General features: G+C 36.8%; 21 protein-coding genes. 4 read left to right on the plus strand and 17 right to left on the minus strand.

Annotated elements, in window-relative coordinates; translation table 11 throughout:
- Positions 1-5: 5 nt before the first annotated feature.
- From KNQ97_RS09270 to hcaE, 5 genes are all read right to left on the minus strand, one after another.
- Complete coding sequence (locus tag KNQ97_RS09270) at positions 6-962, minus strand: 3-carboxyethylcatechol 2,3-dioxygenase (protein WP_000216622.1); 957 nt, start codon at positions 960-962, stop codon at positions 6-8.
- A 62-nt stretch (positions 963-1,024) separates the two neighbouring features.
- Positions 1,025-1,840: a 3-phenylpropionate-dihydrodiol/cinnamic acid-dihydrodiol dehydrogenase gene (gene hcaB, locus KNQ97_RS09275; RefSeq protein ID WP_004736599.1), complete on the minus strand. Its 816-nt coding sequence runs from the start codon at positions 1,838-1,840 to the stop codon at positions 1,025-1,027.
- Positions 1,841-1,842: 2 nt separating this feature from the next.
- Positions 1,843-2,169: a 3-phenylpropionate/cinnamic acid dioxygenase ferredoxin subunit gene (gene hcaC / locus KNQ97_RS09280; RefSeq protein WP_001033367.1), complete on the minus strand. Its 327-nt coding sequence runs from the start codon at positions 2,167-2,169 to the stop codon at positions 1,843-1,845.
- Positions 2,169-2,729 (minus strand): 3-phenylpropionate/cinnamic acid dioxygenase subunit beta, encoded by a 561-nt coding sequence (hcaF, locus tag KNQ97_RS09285; protein ID WP_001071801.1) that lies wholly within the window; start codon positions 2,727-2,729, stop codon positions 2,169-2,171. Before hcaF ends, hcaC begins: the two co-directional genes overlap by 1 nt.
- Positions 2,726-4,129 (minus strand): 3-phenylpropionate/cinnamic acid dioxygenase subunit alpha, encoded by a 1,404-nt coding sequence (gene hcaE, locus KNQ97_RS09290; protein WP_001013451.1) that lies wholly within the window; start codon positions 4,127-4,129, stop codon positions 2,726-2,728. The genes hcaF and hcaE overlap by 4 nt, the downstream gene beginning before the upstream one ends.
- 266 nt (positions 4,130-4,395) lie before the next feature.
- Between hcaE and hcaR the strand changes: the two genes are divergently transcribed.
- Positions 4,396-5,295 (plus strand): DNA-binding transcriptional regulator HcaR, encoded by a 900-nt coding sequence (gene hcaR / locus KNQ97_RS09295; RefSeq protein WP_000423285.1) that lies wholly within the window; start codon positions 4,396-4,398, stop codon positions 5,293-5,295.
- Between the two features lie 115 nt (positions 5,296-5,410).
- Here hcaR and KNQ97_RS09300 read toward each other — a convergent pair whose 3' ends face one another.
- The 5 genes from KNQ97_RS09300 to KNQ97_RS09320 form a co-directional block, all read right to left on the minus strand.
- Complete coding sequence (locus KNQ97_RS09300) at positions 5,411-6,271, minus strand: alpha/beta fold hydrolase (RefSeq protein ID WP_000537604.1); 861 nt, start codon at positions 6,269-6,271, stop codon at positions 5,411-5,413.
- A 185-nt stretch (positions 6,272-6,456) separates the two neighbouring features.
- On the minus strand, positions 6,457-7,767 hold the full coding sequence (locus KNQ97_RS09305; RefSeq protein WP_001254302.1) for an OprD family outer membrane porin: 1,311 nt from the start codon (positions 7,765-7,767) through the stop codon (positions 6,457-6,459).
- A gap of 414 nt (positions 7,768-8,181) precedes the next feature.
- Positions 8,182-9,201, minus strand: coding sequence for a 4-hydroxy-2-oxovalerate aldolase (dmpG, locus tag KNQ97_RS09310; RefSeq protein WP_032029020.1), 1,020 nt, complete (start codon positions 9,199-9,201; stop codon positions 8,182-8,184).
- Positions 9,202-9,212: 11 nt separating this feature from the next.
- Complete coding sequence (locus KNQ97_RS09315; protein WP_253612132.1) at positions 9,213-10,118, minus strand: acetaldehyde dehydrogenase (acetylating); 906 nt, start codon at positions 10,116-10,118, stop codon at positions 9,213-9,215.
- Positions 10,119-10,129: 11 nt separating this feature from the next.
- Entirely contained in the window at positions 10,130-10,927 is a 798-nt protein-coding gene (locus tag KNQ97_RS09320; protein WP_032029018.1) for a fumarylacetoacetate hydrolase family protein, read from the minus strand.
- Between the two features lie 526 nt (positions 10,928-11,453).
- Between KNQ97_RS09320 and KNQ97_RS09325 the strand changes: the two genes are divergently transcribed.
- Complete coding sequence (locus KNQ97_RS09325) at positions 11,454-12,275, plus strand: alpha/beta hydrolase (RefSeq protein WP_001008121.1); 822 nt, start codon at positions 11,454-11,456, stop codon at positions 12,273-12,275.
- Positions 12,276-12,318: 43 nt separating this feature from the next.
- Here the strand turns inward: KNQ97_RS09325 and KNQ97_RS09330 are convergent, their stop codons facing one another.
- The 3 genes from KNQ97_RS09330 to KNQ97_RS09340 form a co-directional block, all read right to left on the minus strand.
- Positions 12,319-13,734, minus strand: a complete 1,416-nt coding sequence (locus KNQ97_RS09330; RefSeq protein WP_000842798.1) for an MFS transporter — start codon at positions 13,732-13,734, stop codon at positions 12,319-12,321.
- The gene (locus tag KNQ97_RS09335; RefSeq protein ID WP_000069900.1) at positions 13,731-14,801 is read right to left on the minus strand and encodes an MBL fold metallo-hydrolase; all 1,071 of its coding nucleotides are present in this window, start codon (positions 14,799-14,801) and stop codon (positions 13,731-13,733) included. The genes KNQ97_RS09330 and KNQ97_RS09335 overlap by 4 nt, the downstream gene beginning before the upstream one ends.
- 158 nt (positions 14,802-14,959) lie before the next feature.
- Positions 14,960-15,451: a cupin domain-containing protein gene (locus KNQ97_RS09340; protein ID WP_001072508.1), complete on the minus strand. Its 492-nt coding sequence runs from the start codon at positions 15,449-15,451 to the stop codon at positions 14,960-14,962.
- A gap of 208 nt (positions 15,452-15,659) precedes the next feature.
- Between KNQ97_RS09340 and KNQ97_RS09345 the strand changes: the two genes are divergently transcribed.
- Together KNQ97_RS09345 and KNQ97_RS09350 are read left to right on the plus strand one after the other, a co-directional pair.
- Entirely contained in the window at positions 15,660-16,013 is a 354-nt protein-coding gene (locus KNQ97_RS09345; RefSeq protein WP_000609050.1) for a YidH family protein, read from the plus strand.
- A 605-nt stretch (positions 16,014-16,618) separates the two neighbouring features.
- Positions 16,619-17,620: an AraC family transcriptional regulator gene (locus tag KNQ97_RS09350; protein ID WP_024436655.1), complete on the plus strand. Its 1,002-nt coding sequence runs from the start codon at positions 16,619-16,621 to the stop codon at positions 17,618-17,620.
- Positions 17,621-17,977: 357 nt separating this feature from the next.
- Here KNQ97_RS09350 and KNQ97_RS09355 read toward each other — a convergent pair whose 3' ends face one another.
- The 4 genes from KNQ97_RS09355 to KNQ97_RS09370 form a co-directional block, all read right to left on the minus strand.
- The gene (locus tag KNQ97_RS09355) at positions 17,978-19,168 is read right to left on the minus strand and encodes an HlyD family efflux transporter periplasmic adaptor subunit (RefSeq protein ID WP_031966601.1); all 1,191 of its coding nucleotides are present in this window, start codon (positions 19,166-19,168) and stop codon (positions 17,978-17,980) included.
- Positions 19,168-21,297 (minus strand): type I secretion system permease/ATPase, encoded by a 2,130-nt coding sequence (locus KNQ97_RS09360; protein WP_103236201.1) that lies wholly within the window; start codon positions 21,295-21,297, stop codon positions 19,168-19,170. Before KNQ97_RS09360 ends, KNQ97_RS09355 begins: the two co-directional genes overlap by 1 nt.
- Positions 21,294-22,808, minus strand: coding sequence for a TolC family outer membrane protein (locus tag KNQ97_RS09365; RefSeq protein ID WP_103236200.1), 1,515 nt, complete (start codon positions 22,806-22,808; stop codon positions 21,294-21,296). The genes KNQ97_RS09360 and KNQ97_RS09365 overlap by 4 nt, the downstream gene beginning before the upstream one ends.
- 132 nt (positions 22,809-22,940) lie before the next feature.
- Positions 22,941-24,855 (minus strand): VWA domain-containing protein (locus KNQ97_RS09370; protein ID WP_253612133.1); only part of this gene is annotated, 1,915 nt, incomplete at its 5' end.

A 24,855-nucleotide genomic window follows, 5' to 3' on the forward strand; every position in this document is an offset into this window, starting at 1 on the left:
ATCCCTTATTTCAGCTCGGCAGAGACTATGCCAAAGCCCGCAATCCATTCACTAATTGGTTCATAGCAATGTAAGGTCATTTCATAATCGCCTACTGTCTGTAATGCCGCAAAAGCAGCCATCCAAGTTCGGACTTCTTGTCCCCCACGTCCACCTTCATGTCGAATTTCGTCTTCGGTCATCGCTTCAAGCGCAGCAAAGTTTGCATTTTTGAATTTTTCCAATAACTGCTCATCCCATTCTGGATTGAGTGGTATAGACACACTCTTGTCACCTGCTGCTAGACGTTGTCCAACTGAAATGATTTTGGCCTGACGTGTATTACGAGCTTCAACAGTTGGGTTTCGTCCAGCAATGAGAAATTCTTCAACTTCTAGTGGTACCGAACCCATCTGAGGTGTTGGAGGATCATGTGAAAGACCGCCTGTACCTAAAATTAATATACGTTCATTGTCCAGATTGATTGACTTAATAAAGGCGCCAATTGCACGACCTAATGCAATAGTTCGTTTTGTCGTAGGCATTGGCGCAGCAGCACCATTAATAAATATTGGAATGGTTGGATAGCGATTAAGTTGACCATCACATAAAAAATGCAGCGGTTGGGTTACCCCATGATCCGCTTGCATACGATATGAATATGCAACATCCACACCTTCATCAAGTACTTTTCGAATTAAGTTTAATGCTGTGCTTTCAGGCACATTAAGCTCACCAGGTCCATAATTCCAATCACCTGCTGCTGTTGCGCGGACACCCACGCAGAAACTCGGCATCAGATCATAAAAGAAGCCGTTAAAATGATCTGGCCCAAAAGCAATAATTAAAGTTGGGTCGTATGCTTTGACCTCGGCAGCCAATTTTTCAAAAGTATGACGCACCGTTTGTTCTTGTTGTTTTTCTGCCGGAGACGCAAATTCCATTAGCGGGCTATGAGAAGCACAAATAAGTTTAACAGTCATGATTAGCTCCGAAATAAGACAGTTTTTAGCTGACTTATTAGTCCATTAATATCGGATTAAAATTAAGCATCAAAAAAACCAGCGTTCGCTTGGCGTAAGCCACGAATGCCCAAACCACAGTCAGCATTTATAAAAACGCCAGATAATGGACGGTTATTTTGACGAGATGCGAGCAATACATAAGAACCAGTCATGTCTTCTGGTTCTGGTAAGAATCTCAATGGCATGCCTTGCCCAATTCTTTGTGGATCACGTGCATCAAGTAATCCTAGATTTTCCTGTCCAAGGGATGCAGCACCTTTCACATTGACATTCATGCCTGATGGAGCAACTGCATTCACACGCACTTTCGGTGCCAACTCATAGGCCAGTTCACGCACTAAACCTACATCAGCATGTTTTGATGCGGTATAAATTGGACCACCACCAGATGAATAAAACGCTGAGTTAGATAAGGTAAAAATCATTGAGCCTTCAGTTTTGAGTAACTCATCTAAAGCTGCTTTTGCACCAAGCAAATAACCCTTCGTGTTAATACTCATGATTTCATCAAAGGCTTTATCTAACTGTTCGCCACTCATGTTAACGATGTCGGCATAATGATCCCAAATACCGGCATTACCAATAAAACAGTCAAGTTTTCCAAAACGTTCTACGGTAGCCTGCACAGCACGAACGTTATCCTGAAAATTAGCCACATCTCCTGTCACTGCTACGATTTTGTCACCATAGCGTGCAATCAATTCATCTACTTTTGATTGAGATCGTTGCAACACGCCAACATGTGCTCCCTCTTGTAAAAAGCGCTCAACCAACGCAAGCCCTAGTCCTGAACCGCCACCAGTAATTAGCGCAACTTCACCCTCTAGCCAGCCCATCATTACGCTCCTACCATTTCGACATAAAGTGCACCATCTTCAATCACGACAGGGAATGTCTGAATCGAGTCAGTCGCTGGTACACATTGTGGTACGCCAGTTTTCAAACAAAAACGTGATGCATGAAGTGGACATTCGACCGTGCCATCATCCTCTAGGTAACCTTCTGACATAGAAGCATTACCATGACTGCATTTATCATTCATGGCAAAAAATTCACCATTGAAATTGAACACAGCAAGTGCGGCAATATCACCTACATTACAATCTACTTTCAGTGCTTCGCCTTCATCCAACTCATCAATCTGACAAACAAAAATCTTATTCATTAGAAAAACACCGTAATATTGTGAGAAATCAAAGTCGCTTGATCGAGGGTGATATCGCGTTTAGCAATTTTCCAACCTAAACTACTGCTCTCATCTTTTCGAATCAGATCAACTCGTTTACCAATATAGGTCAGTATGTCTTTTTCTTTTTGCGAGCGATAAAGCAAATAATTACTAAAAACTTGATATTCATTTGCTTGTGCAGTTGCTTCGACCCGTATATTAGTAATCAAGTGACGAGTACGTGATGGCGGTTCTTCGGACCACGACATCCCTGTTTCTAATTTTGCTACACGGCGTTCTAGTACAAATTTGTCGTCGTGATAAATCCATGTTGATGGTGGTGCAATACATTTACGACGATCACGTGTTTGCGCATTTGTCGTCGTTTTGAGCGTATATAAAATATCTTCGCTTAAGATTTCCAACCAATCACGAAATTTCCAGTCATCTAACAATTGTGCTTCTGCATATAGAAACTGACTAATGTCGTGGTGAAGTTCCAATCCAATAGAACGCCATACTGGCTGTGGTTTTAATGAGTCAATGATCTGGTTCATTTCACAAGCTCCTTCTCACCCTTTTTAGCCGCTTTTTTCAAAAGCTCTTGCTCATACGCCTCATCTGCCCGTTGCACGTCTTCCCATTTTTCATGCATCAATAGGTTTGCCCAATGACGATACATGCCACGCGCGGCGGTTTCAGAAAAAACATGGTTAGTAATACCGGGGATACCATCTTCACGGTATTTTTCATTGCCAAGTCCCATTTCCATAATGAGTTTACTTTTTCGCGCTTTATAACCACGTAACACTTTCTGGATCTCAATCCAGTTTTCACCATCGTCTGCTTCAGCAAAACCAGCTGGGCCAAATGCTCGGCAAGCATTCAACTCCATCGCTTCTTTGATGTGCTGCGGAGCTGCTTTGTCCGTGATACAGAACGCCCAAACTTCAGTTTTATCTGGTCCACGTGGATGCCAAATGCGCATCGTCGTCATACCATTCAACCAAGACAAAGTTGGGAACATGGTGTTGTGTCCAGCCAAGCGTAAAGCACGTGTGTCGCCCAAACGCTCTTTGGTTTCTTCATAGGTTTCACGGAAGTAATCCGCTACTTGACCATCTACCCAGAAATTAGCATCTGGTCTTTCGGTCAGAAAGAAACCTGAGCCATGGCCGCGTTGACCATATTGCACACAGCTTTCTGCTGTTTCCCACACTGGACGTGCAGTTTGTGCTGTACCTAATGCTTTAGAAGCATCATCATTTGGTTTACCACCTAAAACTTGTACTGCAGAGGCATGCGAGTACGGCGCGTGGTATTGATCAGAAGCAAACTGTTCTGCTGCAAATTTCCAGTTACAGTTAATTTCCCATTTATGAATGCCACCAATGACTTCCGAGCCACCTTCACGGCGGTCAATCATTGCATCCAGATACCAAGCAATATCTCCCATATAATCAAGTAATTCGGGTGTGTCATCTGCCCAACAACCAAAAACTAAACCTTTATAGCTTGCAACACGAGGAACCTCTTGCAATCCCCATTCTTCTTTACAAGCCCCATGTGGGAAGGCGACACCTTCTAATGGAATATCTTTAAGTGAACCGTCAATCCCATAGGACCAACCATGATAGGGACAAGTAAATGCACGCGTATTACCACAGTCAGCATAGCTAACCCGCATAGAACGGTGACGACATTGATTTAATAATGCTTTAATAGAACCGTCTTTTTGGCGAATAACAATAATTGGGTCCTCGCCCATATACGTATTGAAAAAGTCGCCTGATTTTGGAATTTGGCTTTCGTGACAAAGAAATAACCAACAACGTCCAAAAACACGCTCTAACTCTAGTTCGTATAATTGCGGATCTGTATAGATAGCTGGCGAGATACGTCCATTTTGTGCATCGACTAAAGCATCGATTTCGCACACTTCAATTTTTCCATTCATGAGAAGCACTCCTGCTGTCGCCAAAAAAACACAACATAAAATTCAATTTAAATGGATAATGATTTTTTAAACGTTTTAAGTGAAATATTTTATTTGTTTCAAATTAGACTTTTTATGAATTATTCATTATAGATTTTAAATATTAAAATTAAGCTCAACTGATACTAATCGGTAGTTTTTATAAACGGATTTATGGTTTTTAACCATTTAACATTACTCTATTAACGACCTAAAGTTAATAAGAGGATTTTTGGATCACAACTGATATGGAATTACGTCATTTACGCTACTTTGTAATGGTGGCTGAAGAACTCAACTTTAGTAAAGCTGCACTTCGCCTTTACACAGCTCAACCATCATTAAGTCAACAAATTAAAGACCTTGAAGATGAAGTTGGCGTTACATTACTACATCGTACTAAACGTAAAGTTGAGCTCACCGAAGAAGGAAGTATATTTCTTGAGCAGGCGCGTTTAACTTTAGCTCAAGCAGATAAAGCGATTGCAATGGCCCGCCAAGTTTCGAAATTAAAAAAACAACAACTGACGATTGGTTTTGTCCCTGTCGTAGAAATGAAAGTTTTTCCATCTGTTCTTCCAAGTTTAAGGGTACAAAACCCAAACCTGAAGATCGAATTACGTAGTATGAATAACACCGAACAAATGGAAGCCCTAAAGAATGGGATTATTGATATTGCATTTATGAGAGATAATTTAAATAACGATGAAATACAAAGCCAGTTCGTATTACGTGAACCATTAATGCTATTAATCCCTCATAACCATTCACTTGCCCAGTTCAAACGTATACCAGTAAAGCTTTTAGATAATATTGACTTTATTATTCCATCGCCCGAGCAGTCTTCAATTTTACATCATACTATTCTTAATTTTGCCGAAATTCACAATATTAAATTTAATATTGTTCAAACTGCCCATAATATTCTATTTAATATTAATTCGATAGGAATGGGATTAGGCTGCGGTATTTTGCCTAGTTATATAGAGCCCTTAACTTTAAATAATATTGTCACCCGACCACTGGATGTAGATCTACCCTTTTTAGATTTATACGTCAGCTATAGAAAAGATGCTGAGTCTTCAGGAGTCAAAGAATTTATAGATTTATTGAGTAAAGTTTTTTACTTAAATATTAATAAAGCTTAAAATCCTTCAGTTAATACAAAAGTCTAAGATAAAATGACAAGGCTCAGCAAAAAACTAAAAATTTTACTTTAAATACAGGAAGAATAATAATTTATCCTTCCTGTATTGTTATATTTTATTTAACATCATGTACTGCTAAATATTGTTTAATAATCTGGTTAAATTCTTGTGCTTTTTCAACTTGTGACCAATGACCACATTGACTAAAAATATGTGCATCTGCATGAGGTACAATATTCAAAATATCCCAAGTACGAGATACAGGAATAACTACATCTTGCACACCATGAATGAGTAATACAGGAACTTGAATCTCTTTCATCTTTTCAAAATCAAGCGGGAACTCAAAACGGTCACGGTCTCGTGCACCAACAACATCCATCAATCGATCCGAAGCGTAGTCATTTTTTGCTGAGTCAAAACGAACTTTAACCAATTCATCTGTGACTAAAGACTTATCGACCACAAACATTTCTAAAGTTTTACGGATACCAGCTTCTGTCAATTCAGGATTAGCATGTGCTTTAAGTGCTGCCGTCTGTTTAGCACCACCCGTTCCCATTGATACAATACCCAGTACACGCTCTGGGTAATCCAATATAAACTGGAATGCTAACCAACCACCTAAAGAATTGCCTACTAACCAGGTTTTTTCAATTCCTAAAGCATCTAATACACGGACCGCATGATCTACCCATGCCCGGATACCGTAAGCTGTGCCTTCTGCAACAACAGTTTGTCCATAACCAATCGAATCAATAGCAATACAGCGTGCCTGCTCAGCAATTTGTGGTAAGTTCAACCACCAGTTTGCTGCTGCTGAAACACCAGTACCCGAACCATGTAAAAATAAAATTGGAGTACCTTCTCCAAGCTCATGATAATGAGTGAGCTCGCCTGCTGCAGTTTCAATCCATTTGTCTTCCAAACCAAAAAATGGATCTGTTTTATATTCGGGGATTTGTACTGTGCCCATGTCATTCCTCTTACAATTTATACAGCTCAACTCAAGATTAAGCTGCTTTTACTAGGCCAAATTTTAAATGTTTTACTCACCCATCTTACCTGTTCACGGCGCCTAAACTGATACTTGTTTACGATGAGGTGATACAAAAAAAATATTAATAACCATTTGTTATTTAAATAAATATTTAAAAGTATTTAAAATTTATAGGTGTATGTCGTTGCAATACGATGTTCCTGCAAATCGCTTGCTTGGCCTGCAATATTGTCGAAGTTCACATCGATATACATCCACTGAAAACCTAAGCCTTGTAACCTCCCTTCTGGCACAACGTAATTCAGAATAAAGTTGAATTCATCTTCTTTGCCTTTGCCTGTTAATGCACTTGATTCATAAGCTGAATCAATGCCCCAACCATGCCAATATTTTGCAGTGGTTTTTAAACCTTTAATGCCAAGATCACTAAAATCATAGCTATAAGCTACACCCACCGATTTTTCATCTTTACGGATAAAGCTCGCAACTGACCAGTTATCTAAATAAGGCTGGGGTACCCAACCTGCGAGGGATGGGAAATATGGTGCGCCAGTTGCTGCACTCGGGTTACTACCATGGTCACCAAACATTTGCTGATAAGATAAACCTATACTGTGTGAGCCATAAGTTAAGGTTGAGCCTATAGACAATGCCTGATTATCAATATCACCATACAAGGCATCTCCCGACTCTGCATTGTCGAAAAAACGTATGTGTGAATCGACTTTTAACTTGTCATAATTGTTCTTATAGTTCACACCCAAGTAATTTTGACGATAGATATTCGTCACATCACCATAAAAGTAACTTGCAGTCCAGTTTTTATTTAATTGGTAATCTATGCCCGCAACATACATTCCATCAGTTTTACCATCATTATTTAATGCTTTAGGCCATAGACCAAAATCCATTGGCTGATTTTCATAACGGGCATTGATACTATCCAAATAACCTAACGTTAATTTGGTGTTTTTGAAATCTTTTGACTCTAGCCATACCCCATTATAAGTGGTCAATAATTGACGTGATGGATCAAAATGGATTACTGGTGTTACAGGTAAAAGTTCACCAATTCGTAATTCAGTTTGGCTGATTTTCGCTTTAAGAGTTGCTCCTATTTTTCCAAACTGGCGCTCTTGTTTTCCTGTGCCTGTATCAGAAATCCCACTGTATGGCAGAACCCAATCTGCGTTACGGTCACGCCCATCCAGACGTACAGCATACTGTGCTAACACATCAACACCGAGTTGTAACGCCCCAAACTCTGCATAGCCCGATTTTGCATCCAGTGTCACAGCTTGCGACCAACTCCCCCAGTTTTTTGCAGGGGTGTCATCATACTGACGATCTAAATAGAAGTTTTTAAATTTCAGCTGAACCTGACTATCTTCAACAAAACCAGCATATGTACAAGTAGTTCCTATTGTTGCTACCAAACAAGCCATTGCGATCCATAACGTTTGACGACGCATTGCGTACTTCCTTTCAATCAATCCATGAAACCAAGCCCTATCATGCTCAACTCTATTTTTATGAAAAATGCGACTAGAGTATTAAGATATTTTTCTTTTTAAACTCAATGCTTTAAAAAAATATTACTTTTCCAGTAATGGGAATTTTTAACAGATCACTAAAAACGATTAATCATTTCAAAAAAAATAGACCAACTATTTGTTATATATGTATTTATTATAAAAATAACTTTATTTAAATTCGCTATTTTTAATTTTTTAATCGATTTTTTATTTAAATAGAGACTTATTTAATTAAAATGATGTCTATCCATTTATAGAAAATAACGCTTATATCCAAGTTATTTCATCTAGATCAAATCATTAGATGTAAAAAAAGCACTCTCGTGGAGTGCTCTTTCATTTGTAAAAAACTTATGCGCTTATTACTTTCGCTTTTGACATAGTCAAGGCAAGATCTTCAATCATATCCTCCTGTCCCCCAACCGTACCACGGCGACCTAGCTCTAATAAAATTTCACGTGCAGAGACGCCATATTTAGCTTCGGCACGTTTTGCAAACAACAAGAAAGATGAATATACACCTGCATAACCTAACGTTGCTGCATCACGATCGGCACGAATTGGATTTAGCATCATTGGAATTACAAGATCTTCTGCAATATCCTGTACTTTAAACAAGTCTACGCCTGTTTCTATTTGCATACGATTTGCAACTGCAATAAATAACTCAAGTGGTGTATTGCCCGCTCCAGCTCCTAGACCAGCTGCTGCCAAGTCGACCCGAATTGCACCAGCTTCAACCGCAGCAACAGTATTGGCAACACCCATACCCAAATTATGGTGACCATGGAAACCTAATTCAATACTGCTATCAAGCTCCTGACGAAGTAACCCAATCCGATCGGTTACATCCTGTGGCAACATGTACCCAGCAGAGTCAGTGACATAAATACAGTTAGCACCGTAAGACACCATTTTTTTTGCTTCTTCTAGCAAATGTTTTGGCGATGCCATATGTGCCAACATTAGAAAGCCTACTGTATCCATTCCCAATTTTCGAGCAGCAGTAATATGCTGTTCAGATACATCTGCTTCCGTACAGTGTGTTGCAACACGAATGGTTGAAACACCAATCTCATGTGCCATTTTCAAATGATCAACTGTCCCAATACCCGGTAATAAAAGTGCGGAAACCTTAGCATTTTTCATGCGTGGTACAACAGCAGACAAATATTCCTCATCTGTTGCAGCGGCGAAACCATAGTTAACTGAACTCCCTCCCAAACCATCACCATGAGTGACTTCAATCAAGGGGACACCTGCTTCGTCTAACGCTGTTGAAATGGCAATCATTTGCTCAACTGTAGTTTGATGACGTTGTGGATGCATACCATCACGTAACGTCATATCATGCACAATAATCTTAGACATACGGTTTCTCCTTAAACAACTTCAGCTTTTGGGTTAGATAAAACGCGCTCTGCAAACATTTCTGCAGTACGTGCGGCTGCGGCTGTCATAATGTCAAGGTTACCGGCATATTTTGGCAAATAATCTCCTAGGCCTTCTACCTCAAGAAATATCGAAACACGATTACCATCAAATACAGGGCCATTTACTAACTTGTAGCCCGGAACATATTTTTGGACTTCTTTGATCATGGCATTTACTGATTCAGTAATTGCAACTTGGTCCGGTTCTCCATCAACTAAACAGTGAACTGTGTCACGCATCATTAGTGGTGGTTCAGCCGGGTTAATAATAATGATGGCTTTACCTTGTTTAGCTCCGCCAACCTTTTCAATTGCACCAGCAGTGGTGCGAGTAAATTCATCAATGTTCTTACGAGTACCCGGGCCAACCGATTTTGTTGATACAGTGGCAATGATTTCAGCATAGTTAACAGTCTGTACCCGTGAAATCGCTGCGACCATAGGAATAGTTGCTTGCCCACCACAAGTCACCATATTCACATTAGGGACTTCACCCGCATACAACAAAGCTTCTAAATTCACTGGCGGTACACAAAATGGACCAATTGCTGCAGGAGTTAAATCAATCATCAATACCCCAAGCTCATTTAGCTTGCGACTGTTCTCTGCATGTACATATGCTGAAGTTGCATCAAAAGCAATTTTGATATCATCTTCAAGGACATGAGGTAATAAACCATCAACGCCTTCAGCCGTAGTTTTTAAACCTATTTTTTCAGCGCGAGCCAAGCCTTCGGAAGCAGGATCAATTCCAACCATCCATACTGGTTCCAATAATTCACTACGCTGTAATTTATATAATAAATCCGTTCCAATATTTCCTGGACCGATTAAAGCGCATTTAATCTTTTTCATTTCCTTATCCTTTATTCAGCAGCAAAGCATGCAACGACTGAATTGAAGCCTTCAATTTCAACTTTAAATTCATCCCCCGGATGAGCCACCACCATTGGACCCAATGCACCCGTCAGGACAATATCTCCTGCTTGTAATGGACGTCCGCGTCGTACCATTTCATCAGCTAACCAAATTGCTGCATTCAATGGATTAGCTAAACAAGCTTTACCAACACCTTGCGAAACGACTTCTTCACCACGAGTCATAGTCATTTTGCAATTCACTAAATCAAGTTGATTAAGCTGTACTGGACGTGAACCCAACACAAAAGCTGCACTTGATGCATTGTCAGCAACTGTGTCAATCAAAGAGATTTTCCAGTTCTCAATACGACTATCAACTATTTCAATAGCGGGTAAGGCATAGTCTGTTGCACTAATAATGTCTGCATATGTATGTCGGGTTTGGGTTAAATCCTTTTTGAGTACGAGCGCAATTTCAGCTTCAACTTTTGGCTGAATCAGTTTGCTAATTGGAATTTCTTCACCATCACCGTATGCCATATCAGCAAATAGCATCCCAAAGTCAGGTTGATCTACGCCAAGTTGGGCTTGTACTACTTTAGACGTTAGACCAATTTTTCGCCCTACTAAACGGCGCCCTTCCGAAAGTGCACGTACAGTATTGATTTCCTGTACTGCATAAGCGATATCCACATTTGCCTGTTCACCACCAAGCTCAGCACGAATAGGAATAATCGCAGTTTGTGATAGTTCAGCTTGTCTTAAGGCCAAAGCAACTGAATCAACAACAGCAGAATTCGACATCAATATTTCCTTAAACTGCAAAATTGAATGTATACTGCGTCACTGAAGGTATAAAAACGGAATACGAATTTCAGGCAAAGTTAGACACAACAAATCCCTTGTATTTTCCGAGACAGCTACCTACTGGAACGTGTACATAAAACAGTTTAAGAATGAAAAAATCCCCATCTAAATGCCAATACTTATTTTGTTTCATATAATAGTTTTTATTTATAATCGGAACAGAATGCCTTTAAATATTTATATTAGGCCTACGAGAGCTATGTTGATCTACAACCTCTACCTCTAAAAGTTCTTTAATTTTTATGATTTTCAATCAGAGGATCCCCCCAAAATTTATCCATCTAATATAATTCTATTGAACTTAGATAAATTATATAGAATTATCCATTTTTCTAACTTCAGAGGAAGTACATTTTAAAATCCCTTAAAAGGTGTATATGAAATATTAAAGAAGTGTATTTCTAATATTTCATGACGTTTTATGATGAAATTCCTGTAATTATATTAAGTAATAGCTATGAACATGAATGAATATGAATATGTCGATGGGCAAAGACATTCTAGTTTTGCTGATCTGTTTGTTTATTATGAAAAATTAAATCAAGAAATACTTCAAGAAAAGGAATGGGCACTAGATCAGCCCTATGGTTTTCAAGAACGCGAATTATTCGATGTGTGTTATGCAAAAACTCCAGCTAAGGCAATTATTATTTATTTACATGCAGGTTACTGGCAATCGAGAGATAAAAGCCAGTTTCGTTTTATTGCACAGGATATAAGCTCTCAAGGGTATCATTTTGTTTTAGTCAATTACCCACTTTGTCCTACAGTTAAAATTGGAGGCATTGTAAGATCTATACAATATGCTATCCATTCTATAAAAAATTTTTTTAGATATAAAGAAATCGATCTCCCTATCATTTTGTGTGGTCATTCAGCAGGTGCTCACCTAGTAACTGAACTAGCTATTCAGAATAGTAAATCAGTACACTCAAAACTTTTTCATGGCGTCATAGCAATTAGTGGTATTTATGATCTAGCTCCTCTAAAAGATACTAGCCTAAACCAAGCATTGCAATTAACGGAAAGTGAAATTCAATATTATTCACCAGTTTATAAAAATAGCTTATTGATAGATTTGCCATTTACTTTTCTAGTAGGCCAAAAAGAAACTAACGCTTTTATTCAACAAAATCAGAATATGGCAAAACTTTTAGCTGCTCGAGGAATAGTTAAGAAAGAAGAACTATTAGAGCATGATCACTTCAGTTTATTACAAGAGTTCTTTAAAAAAGGACGTATCTTTCAACATATTGAAATGATGTATGACTTTATTTCAATATGAATAAATAAATTAAAAGTGCCCATGGGCACTTTTAATTTATGGTTTAGCTTTTAATATTTATTAAATTTTGTAGAGACTTAGCTGTCTTATCTGGGTTTAGGAAAATTACCGCAGCTATACCTATGATCAATAAATATAATCCAATATATTGGAAACCAATATTCATACCTGTTAATAAATGGTTCATCATTTCAGGTAATAGAGGTTCGCTTTTCTTAGGTTGAATATATCCGGCTGTATCCATCAGGATTCCGACCATTATAGGTGATACCATCCCACCACAAGAAGCAAGTGCTGTTAGTGTAGCCATGACCACGGCTCTTTGTTTAGAACAAACACTATATGCAACTGCCGTAGGAACTAGAGGAAAAGTCATAGCAAAGCCAGCAGCAAAGATTAAAACGGCTACGGCTGTTTCACCGTTTAAAAATGGAAGAATCTGAAATAGAACACCTGAAGTTATTAAGATTATTCCTAATAAGACGCCTAAAGATACATGTACAGACCTTCCTTGTGCCATTAACTTTCTAGACAAAACTCCTGCTAAAAAAAGTACAAGTGCTCCACAAATCCAAGGGAGGGTCACTAAAACCCCTAATGATTCAGGAGTGACATTTACTACGGCAGATAAATAACGTGGAGCCCAAGTTGTAAGAAATCCCATTGCCCAAAAACAACCAGCGCCAGCAAGAAATGCAACAATAAACATTGGAGAGAAAAATATCTTTGCCATTGGTATGGGAGTTAGATCATCACATAGGTCGACAATACTTTGCTTATTATTTGCATCTAACCGCTTAGTTAGAGGACGACTCAGCTCCTTTTCAGAGCGAATATGGCTATATGGCCCTTCTTTCGCAACAAAAAACCATAAAGATGTCCAAATTAATCCAATAATTCCAAGAAAACCAAAAGCCCAACGCCAACCGTAATTAGGATGAGCAATAATCCAAGCCAGTATCGGAGCAGCAATAATTGGCCCTAGAGTAGAACCTATGGCTACCAGACTACTAGGTAAGCCTCTTTCTTTTGGTTCATACCAACCATGTACATGTTGTAATGTAATAGGGGTCGCCGGGCCTTCAGCCGCACCTAATAATATTCTTGAGATCAGTAATAAGGCAGCTCCACCCCATAACATTGGAAACATTAAAACAGCCCAAGCAACTCCCATAAAAAAGATTAACCATCTTGTTTGTACTCTCATAGCAATAAAACCGACTAAAATTGCCGAAATTGCAAATAAGAAAAAGAAAGCACTACCAATAAATCCAAATTGACTACCTGAAAGTGACAACTCTTGCATAGCAGGTTCTGCGACTAATCCCAAAACAGCCTTATCGGCAAAATTAATCATCTGAAAAATAATTAATAGGCCCGTAATAACCCAAGCTTTTTTTTGTATGCTTTTATCTATTATCTCAGAGGGAGCTAATAGCTCAATACTAGAGCTTTTCATAATAATTCCTCCTGATTTCTTAATACAGCTTCAGCTTTTTGAATTACTTTTAAGTTATTAATTTCAAAAATATCATTATCTTCTGCTGCACTCACAAGCCCACCGAATTCTGACTGTGCGTATGAGACCATTTTTTCTATATCTGCTGCATTTGGTAAATTAGGAACAATATGATGTAAAATTAGATGCTTAACATTTGCATTGGCCGCAACTTTGCCGACTTGTTTATAAGAAGTATGAGATTCTTCAAGATGTACAGCAATCCCATCCCTAGTAGGACCTTCAGGAAAAGTTTGTAATATAGCCTCTAGATCAATGACTTCATGTAATAACACATCTGCATTTCTTGCTAATCGAATACAGTTTTCTGAATATGTAGTATCTCCTGATATTACTACTGAACCGTATTTAGAGTCGAAACGAAATCCAAAAGCTGGATAACACAAACGATGATCGACTAAAATTGTACTTACTTTAACATTTTCATCTTCATAAATAATGAAAGGTTCCATTTCAGGATGTCGTGCATATATCGGATCTGCTTTGGCTTCTTTGGGAATTTCAATATCATGTGCTTCTATCCATTCGCTAGGACTTGTTCTTTCCTCATCTGCCATTCTAATTGCAATATCTGAAGCAAATACGCCTCGCATTAATGCTCCCACCATCTCCTTTGTGCCAACCATAGGATGATCGCCTCCACAACATCCTTGGATATGCACGTGATTTTTCTCAGCTAAAGCTGGATTTTTAGGTGGTTTCCCTGGTCCAAATACTTTTATAGGTTGGCTGAAAGACTCACCAGGAACTTGCCATCCTGTAAAGAGATAAGCCCCTAGATCATAAATATGGTCAGAATGATGATGGGTTATAAAAATACTACGTAACTGCCCCCAAGATGCATGATTTCTATAATTACGAATGCTTCCCATTCCACAATCTACAACATAAACTGCTCCGTCAACACAAATAGCTGTTGAAATACCAGCTCGGCTACTTGAAACAATTGGCCCACCTCCTGTTCCAAGTGCGTAAATCTTCATTCCTTTTGCTACATTATTCGACATTTAATTTTCCTCGTCATAAATTTGATCCCGCATTTCTAAATTATTCGACGAGCCCATATGTAAATATCCGCGTATTCATGAATAACTATACTTTTATTCTGTAAGTTTATATTCATATATAAAAAGAGCACCTTAAGGCGCTCTTTTAACTCATCAGGTTATTCATAATTTTCTAGCTTGTCAGGTGCAATAAAGCGAATATTTCTTAAAGCAGAAATACGCACAACTTCTTCTGGCTCAGTTAAATTGTGTAATTCAGAGAACAAACTAGCTAAATCATTTCCTGGACTTACCCAGAAAATTCCTTTCCCAGGTGTTTCAGAAACAATTTTATAACCATGTATTGTCCCTCTTGGCCAGTATAAGTAGTCGCCAGCCTTGGCAATACTCCACTCCCCATCGAGATATAAAGCATATTCACCTTCAATAATAAATGCGTGCTCATCTTGAATAGGATGCATATGAGGAGGCACAAAAGTGCCAGGAGGATCATTAGAGATCCATGCAAAACTAGATTTTTGATCTCCTCCTACCATCGGCTCATAAACATGTCCCAAAACATTCCATTTTATTTTTTCACTTTCATCATCATGCCTTGTTTCTCCGAATTCAAAATTACTTTGTATTTCCGAAAAAATTAATTGATTCATAAAATAAACTCCTGTTTTGCCCTCTCTCAGTCAAGCAAAAAGACACTTATCGTTTCTATTCATTTATTAGATAGATAATGTCTATTTATTAGAATTATTTTAAATTTTATAAAGATCGGATAAGGAATCCTTAAAATTTGAATAGTATTCTCTTCTGCTTATTTATAAGTTAGTTGAGTTATCGAAGGAATACTTTCGAGTTTAAATTATGATTAATCTTTTTATAAAGCAACTACTTCTAAAAGTGGGTGAAGAACCAGATCCACGTTTTACGCTTGCCAACGAGCGGACTTTTTTAGCCTGGACACGTACAGCTCTTGCTTTACTGGCTTCAGCAGTAGCATTGATTACGATTTCAGAACATTATCATCAACTTCAAAAAGCTCAACAAATTTTTAATGTATTAGTCATAGCGTCTTTAATCATTAGTTCCTCTGCCCTCCTTCGCTGGTATCGAGTAGAAATTGCTCTAAGATTAAAGAAGCCGCTACCCTTTCCCTTCATGACTCCTGTACTAACGCTACTAAGCTTTATCATTTTATTTGTTTTTTCTTTTAAGTAAGTTGAACTAAAATGCTAAAAGATGATTCAGGATTACAACCCCAAAGGACTTATTTAGCTAATGAACGAACTCTTTTTTCTATTTTAGCTACCAGTTTATTTATTAGTAAAATTTTTACCAATTTTCCTGTTATTAGTCTTTTAATTTTAACTATTACTTGTCTCTACTTTACTAGTCACTTATTTTTAGCTTTCCATGTTCAAATAAAGAATCTGGAAGTAACAGAACGAAAATATACTTTTTTATCACACGCATTAATGATTTTTTTAATAGGTTTTATTTGTTTTGTTGCAAAAAATTTGTGACTTTAAGAGGTCTAATAACAACTTCAAAAAACTTAAAAGCAGTAGTAACCTGCTAAATTTTAGAGGAGAGTTAAGCGCTATACTTCTATAGATTAAAATTTGAGAATACCCTCAACTATGGACAAGACTTAAATTCTGGATGAAACTGTTAAAATGAAAACATTTTAACCCTAAAATTTCAATTTTGAATATGGAAAAACTACTTCAATATATTGAATTATATTGTACTTAAATCAAAGCATAGATTTGCTTTTTATAGATATCTTTTATCTGAGTTAAATGGATTTTAAGGAGATGAAGATGACCGAATCAATTAGACAAATTGGCCCTTTTAGAAATAAATTTAGTGTGCATCACACCGAAATTACCAGGACAATCCAATGGATGGGAAAAATAAATGGCCCCCATCAATTAGATGTCCCATCACCAAAACACATGGACTTTTTCCATGAAGGTTTCAGCTTGGGGGATATTACTTTTGGTCAAGTTTCTTATTCAACAGAAGTGCAAATTAAACTAGATGATCTTCAAAAAAGCTATATTTTTAATATTCCTATTCATGGCCAGCAAACGCTAAAAATTGGTAATTTAAATATAGAGTCAAACTCAGAGGTTGCTACTCTTCTCTCTCCACAGCTCCCACTTATTATGACTGTAAATGAGGGATGTACTAAACAAGTTATCCGGCTTTCGAAAAGCCTTGTAGAAGAACATCTAGTTAAATTACTAGGTTATAAATTACATCGACCATTAGTATTTGATGTTCATGCTCCTTTGCAGGGTAAAATAAAACAATGGTTTCAACTTGCAATGCATTTACAGGAAATGGTCAGTGATGATTATTCTTTATGCGATGATTCTGGAGTTTGGCGTAATTTTGAGTCTAATCTAGTTATTATGCTTTTAAATGCTCAGCCACATAACTATTCTCAAGAACTGAATTTGCGTCAACAAGGTCGGCCTAATTATTTATTAAAAGTAGAACAAATTTTGATAAATTCTCTAAACCAACCTTTAAACTTGAAAGAACTAGAAAAAGTTTTAGGGGTCTCTCGAGAACGGTTATATAGGGACTTCCATTTATATTTTGGCCAATCGCCTATTGCTTATTTTCGTAATTTACGTTTTGAAGTAGTTCACAAACGCCTTCAAGAAATTCGACCTTGGGAAAATGTTTCCAGTATTGCTTTAGACTGTGGTTTTCAACAATTAGGAAGGTTCTCAAGCGAGTACAAAAAAAAGTTTGGAGAACTTCCTTCAGAGACTTTATTTAACTCTAAAACCTCAATCTTACTTGAATAGAAATATCTTTTCCTTCAAAAATCTAAAGCCTAATCAATTTATTAAATAGTTTTAATAGTTGATTTAACAAACATGTTTAGATTAAATCAAAAGGTGAAATTTAAAAAATCAATTCTCATTAATATAAAAGCAATTATTAAAATTCAAAATAAATATTCTCCCTTAAACCAGAAAAATATTAATAAAAGCCCACTTTAATGTGGGCCTTTATTACTTCTTTTTCTTTGCGCTGATCAAGAAGGTTAATATAAAAAACAATAATCGAATTAAAATATTAAATTACACCTCCTTATAAAATTTAAAAAACCAAAGGAACTTTATAAATCCACTGTAAAATTCTTATTTTTTGAAGATTTATTACCTTTCCCTTAAAGCTTCTCTTGCTTTATTAAAAGGCTTAATCAAATAATCTAATACTGTTTTTTCTCCTGTTTTAATATCTACTGTAGCTACCATACCTGGTGTAATATTAAAATATTTTCCAGCTTTATTTATTAGCTTATCAGATTCTGCGCGAATATAGACTCTATAATAAAATTGGTCTTGTTTAACTTCATCACGTAATGTATCTGGGGAAATAATAGTAACTTTTCCTTTTAAACCACCATAAATAGAATAGTCATAAGCAGTAATTTTAACCAAAGCTTCTTGTCCCGGCCTAATAAAGGCAATATCTCTTGGGGATATACGTGCTTCGATTAAAAGTTTTTCATCTAAAGGAACGATTGTCATTAATTTTCCATTTTGAGGAATAACACCTCCAATAGTCATAACATTTATTTCTTTAATAATCCCTCGAACTGGTGATTTAAAAATCGCCCGTTTAAGCATATCTGATTTTCCCCTTACAACTTGAGATTGGGTTTCGATATCAGTATTTGCTTTTGCTAATTCTTCACGGGATTTAACTAAATATTGATTTTGAACATCATTCATTTGATTTATTAAATCGGTCGCCTGACGTTTCAAACGTAAGACTTCAACATTACTAGCTGCCCCCTTGGCTACAAGCGGCTCTGTCATTGCTAACTCTTGTTGCACTAAAACTAAAGCTTTTTTTAAACCGGCCAAGGATTCTTCTAAATTTGAACGTCGCGAGTAATAAAGAGCTGTTTCCTCTTTCACAAGAGTCTGCTCTTCTAATACTTCTTTTGGAAATACTAAAGCTGTCCCATTTACCTCAGCACTTAAACGTGCAGCTGTTGCTTTAGCAGAAAGCAGTAACGATTTGGACTCACCAACATTTGATGCAAATCGAGTAGGGTCAAGTTGTGCAAGGTTCTGCCCCTTATCCACAATTTCACCTTCGTTGACATTGAGTTTAGTCAAAATCCCACCTTCTAAAGATTGAATAATCTGTTCTTTTGAAGAAGGGATAACCTTTCCAGTTCCTGTCGAGACTTCTTCTAATGTAAATAGCCAAGCCCAAATGAATAAAGCAAGAAGCCCACAACAGATAACCCATATAAATACGCTAACTTTAGGTAAAGGTTGTCTTAATTGTTTATTTTTATTTGAACTAGCCCAATTCAGCTGTTTATAACTCATCATTCGGCTCCTATTTTTTGCTTTGGTTGTGATAATTTCAGAACCTGCTCTTTAGGGCCATCCAATACAATTTTTCCATTATTAATAACAATTACACGATCAACTAACTCTAATATTGCCCGTCGATGAGTCGCAACAATTAATGTTTTATTACCTAACCAACTCTGAAGTTGCTCAATAAACTGTTTTTCAGAAACATCATCAAGAGCAGCTGTAGGTTCATCTAGTAATAAAACATTAGGTTTTCTGATTAACAACCGCGCCAATAATAAGGCTTGTTTTTGTCCACCAGATAGACCAGCTCCACCTTCTAAAATTTGATAGTCTAACCCCTCCTTTTTCTCATGTATAAAATCTAAAACCCCTGAAAGATTTAATGCTTCTAAAATATCTAAATCTGTTGCTAACGGTGCCCCTAATTTTAAATTCTCTCGGATTGATCCATAGAATAAGTGGGCGTTTTGGTTTAAGAGTCCTATATCACGCCGAATATCTAATGGATCTATCAAGCCTAAAGTAACACCATCTAATTTAATATGACCTTGTAAAGGTTCCTGCATACCTGCTAATAACTGCAATAAAGTGGATTTCCCAGCCCCATTACGTCCTAAAATTGCAATTTTCTCTCCTGTTCTAATAGTAAGCTTTGGAATTATCAATGTTGGTTTTCCATCATTTTGACTATATCTAAATTCGACTTGATTTAATTCATAGTTTCCAAATAATACAGGCCTGTGAATGAGATGTGCACGAGGAGGTTGATCAACTGGCTTTTTCATAAGCTCATCTAAGCCATTTTTCGCAACTTTAGCTTGTTGTAAACGTCCTAATACCCCTGAGATTTGCGCAATAGGACCCAACATCCTAGATGAAAGGATTGAACAAGCCACTAAAGCACCAGTTGTCATTTCCCCTTTCATGACAGCAAAACAGCCGATAAGTACCACAATAGCAAAGGTCAAACCTTGTATTTTTTGAGTCCATGCCATCATGACACCAACTAATTTACGGTGTCGCATTGAAATATCGGCTGATACTTCATTCATATGATTCCATTCATTTTGGAAACGGGATTCTGCTCTTAATAACTTTATATCTTCAATTCCTTGGACAGATTCAACTAACATTGCATTGCGTATAGCACTTTCTCGCATTCCTTCAGAAGCTAATTTTGCCAATGGTTTTTGTATTAAAATGCCAGGAATAATCATAAGTGGGACTACAATTACCATCACCCAAAATAGGTTTCCACCGATCAACCAAAAAATAATAAGAAATAAGAAGAAAAACGGTAAATCAGCAATCGCGGATATTGTGGTAGAGGTTACTAACTCTCTAACACCTTCCAATTCCCTAATTTGTGAAATAAAAGTACCTGTTGATTTAGAGCGTTCTTTATTTTTAATTCTTAAAGCATGACCGAATACTAAGTCTGAAATAGTTAAGTCAGCACGCTTTCCTAAAATATCTGATAAATAAATACGGGCTACACGTAAGCAAAATTCAAAAATTGCTGCTATTAATACCCCTCCTGCTAATACCCACAAGGTTGGTACAGATTGAGCTGGAATAACTCGGTCATATACATTCATAGAAAAAACTATAGTTGCTAATGCCAATATATTTGCAACCAAAGAAGCAAACATAATGTCTATATATCTTTTCCAGTCACGTAAAATAACTGCCCAGAACCAGTGAGCTTCATATGGTTTTATATATTCATCAATACGAGCATCTGGCACAGATTTTTCGGGCCGTAAAATATAAATATTAGTTACATATGCTTTAAGATTATCGAGCGTAAAAGTTTGTGCTAAACCCTGATCACCACTGAACTGAACACTTAGATTCTGATTTGCATCAATTTTGTCTAATACACCTACTTGGCCATCTTTCATTTCAATGATGACTGGCAAATGCCATGGACTAATCTCACATAAGTCTAACTTGGCTTTACGATAATTCATTCCAATTTGGCGTGCCGCCAATGTTAAAATTTCATCTATTGTTTGGTTCTGATTCCAATCAAATTGAAGTCTGAGCTTCTCTTCCGATGGATCAATAAGATAATGTCTAGCAATAACTAAAATGGCTTGAAGCCATGGCTGATAACTAATTTTGTTGCTCATGGCTCAATTTTGAATCCTTGAATAGAAGTATCATTTAAATGATATAAATCTCGAGAACGACCAGTTATTTTAATAAACTGTACTAAATTCGAATAAATATCATATCTAGCAGTCTCTATTTCCTGAGCTGCGCTATGAATAGCTTGTTCAGCATTTAAAAGATCAACAACGGACCGTGTGCCTAATTTATATTGCTCTTGATATAGCTCTTTTGTACGAATCGTAGACTTTTGACGCTCTCTAAGGATCTGAATTTGTTTTTGCTTATTTTCTATCTCTTGTCGAATACGCTGAACTTGATCTGATATATCTAAATATACGGAATTTAACTTTGCTTTCGCTGCTTCCTCAGCATAACTTGCTGCCCGTTCCTTGGAACGTATTGCCCCTCCTTGAAAAAAATCACTTGTTGTTTCAAGCATTATAGAATTATAAAACCCATCATCTTTATTGTTATTCGGATTTCTACCATTTATTGCCTGACTTAAACTTCCTTTAATATTTATAGTTGGATAATTACTTAATTTCGTTTGTTCCTTTTGATATTGAGCAACTTGTATTGCTGCTTGTGCAACCATCATTTCTGGAATTAATGTAAACTTTGTTTCATTATAAAGACCTGAATTTTCAGCTAGATAGTCGGGTATATTTATTTCTAAATTTGAAACGTCGTAGCCTAATAAATTACGTAATTTTTGTTGATACTGTTTTAGTTGAGTTTCTTGAACAATTTTATTCGACTCAGCAGCTTCTAAATTTGACTGAGCTTGTACTGGATCGGCTTGGCTACTAATACCTGCATTTGCACGTAGATTCGCAATCTCAGCAATACGTGCTATGCCATTAATTTGCTGATCAGCTATACGTATAATCTCTTGATAGCGTTTAATGTTAACAATTGCATTTGCTGTTTGATAAGCAATGTCATCAATATTTACCAAAGTATTGGCTTGTTCTTGAATTAATTTAGCTTTTTCAATATCAACAGATCTTTTAACTTTTCCAAAGTCATATAACATTTGAGATGCTGAAATCGTAAAAAGTTGTCTTCCTCGCTCTCCTGAAGTTAAATCAGCTGTAGTAATTCCACCCGATATTTGAGGATAATATGCAGCCTTAGCCACATCAATACTTGAGCTTTGTCCAGCAATCATCGCAATACTTTCAGTAATTTCTGGGCGACGTTGTAAGGCTTGATATATTGCGCCAGAAAAATCTAGGTGTTTCGAGTTCCTTTTCAAATTTTCATCTGGAATTTCAATCAAGAAATTCTTCTCTTGATTTTTTGAATAAGTTACTAAAGGTAACGAATCTGATATAGTCCTCTCATCCAAACTAAAATCGCTCAGCATTTGAATATTTACTTTAAGAAAATTATTTTCTGGTTCTTTTTTGAATATATAGTTCATCTCTTTCTTTGCAGTATTTAATATATCTGCCTGAGCTTGAGTTATAAACAAAAAGATAGGAGAAAATAAAATCCACCCTAATTTTGATTTCATTAGTGCCATTTTAGAAAAATATATTAAATCCATCGATTATGGATTATTAAACTAAAGAATATTCAAATAAATAATCTTTTAATCAACATAAAATAGAAATAAAAAAGGTTATAGATCTATGATCTATAACCTTTTCATTAATTAACCAATAATAATCTGATTATTGTTGAGTAAATCTTGCAAACTTAAGCCTGCTTGATTTTCAATAATTAATAAATCAGACATATTATGTGTCCCAGCACTACCGTCACGGTCTACCTGAACTATGGCATTACCATTACCATCATCAACAACAGTAATATAATCACCTAAATTACTTTTATCTGCTAATAAACCTTCAAAGAAATCTGATCCAAATTGAATTTTGTCATTAGCTTCGTAATCTACCCAAGTGTCTGTACCATTCCCTCCAGTAGCATCTGTTGCATTTAATAAATCATATATAATGGTATCATCACCTCGACCAGTCGAAATAATGTCATTGCCTGAACCACCATAAATAACATCATTACCTGCACCAGCAATAATAATATCATTTCCAGCACCACCATAAATCGTATCATTCCCACCTTTAGTTTCTGGATCAGCAGCATCAGCAGCAACAAAATCGCGGAAATTCTCTTTTATATAGTCATAGATATCTTGTTGGCTTGGTTCTACACCATTAGTAACCTCAGCTTTTAAATATGCGATTAATTTTGAATAACCTGAGTATTTAGGATATTGAAGAGGATCATATCCTGCCCATGTTAAATGATCCGTATTTATAGCATCACCGAACAGAACATCATCTCCAGCACCTCCTTTAACTGTATCATCCCCAACATTAGCAGGTATAAAGTTTTCAGAACCACCTATTAAATAAGCTATCAGTTTATCAGCATCCGCAATAGCTTTGGCTTCACCATGATTAGTACCACTCCAATCACCAGGAAGTTTATTTCCATTGACATCGGTATTGTCATAACGAGAGACCGTAGCATCACTAATTGAACTACTCACACCTACTGCGAAAACTTTACTCTGCTCCGCTAATGGAGCAAATGCGTTGTCCAAAGTTGATTGAGAACTGTTTGGTTCTCCATCTGTAAGGTAATAAGTTTGATTTTCAAAATCAGCAGTAGAGATATCGTCAAACCAATCTACAGCTTTATTAAATCCTTGTTCTGGATAGGTACCACCGCCAGCTTTTAAGCTATCAAGATAAGTGAATATTTCATTAATATTATCTTTACTTACATTTAGGAAAACTTGGTTATAACCATTTCCAACACTACCATTTGCTGAGAATGAAGCGATTTGTAGATTAATCACGCCATCATGATCAGCCATTTGCTGAATAAAGGCTTTAAGACCTTTAATAGCAATTGCTAAGCGAGATTCACCAGCTGGTGGGTTACTTGTACCATTCATTGCCCATAGCATACTGCCAGACAAATCTAATACAACAGAGACATTATAATTTTGCCCAGCAACAAAATTGGTCTGTAAACCACCGATATCCCCTGCGAGTACATCATTCCCTGAAGTACCGACTACATTATTATCACCATTATTAACATCTGTCGTTGGATCTGCTTTAATTATCGCTTCCAACGAATCATTATCTTGAAGTTCAGTACCATTACGATCTTCAACTTTGGCAACAACCTCTGTAGCATTTCCTTGTGCTGTAGTTAAAGTATAACTATATTCACCATCAGCATTCGTAAATACTTCTTCAGTAAATATTAATGTTTCACCATTTTCATCAATACTAGTAATTTCTAGAGTGACTTTACTATTTGGAGCAACATCTTCTGTCACACCAGTAATTTTGGTGCTATCAGCATCATTAATATCTACTGTAATTGACCCGTCAACGCGGTCCAGACCACCTTGATCCGGTGTAGATGGATCATTGTCATGATCGGTCTTCACAAGGCTGTCTTCTGCATTGACCGGAGTACCATTACGATCAACCGTTTCTGCCTTAACGGTCAATTCGCCATCAGCAAAGCCTGCCGGTACTTCTGCCGTATAGCTGCCATCAGGATTAACTGTGGCTTTCACCTGC

It is taken from the genome of Acinetobacter sp. UC24323 (assembly GCF_024151445.1).
GTDB lineage: Bacteria > Pseudomonadota > Gammaproteobacteria > Pseudomonadales > Moraxellaceae > Acinetobacter > Acinetobacter baumannii.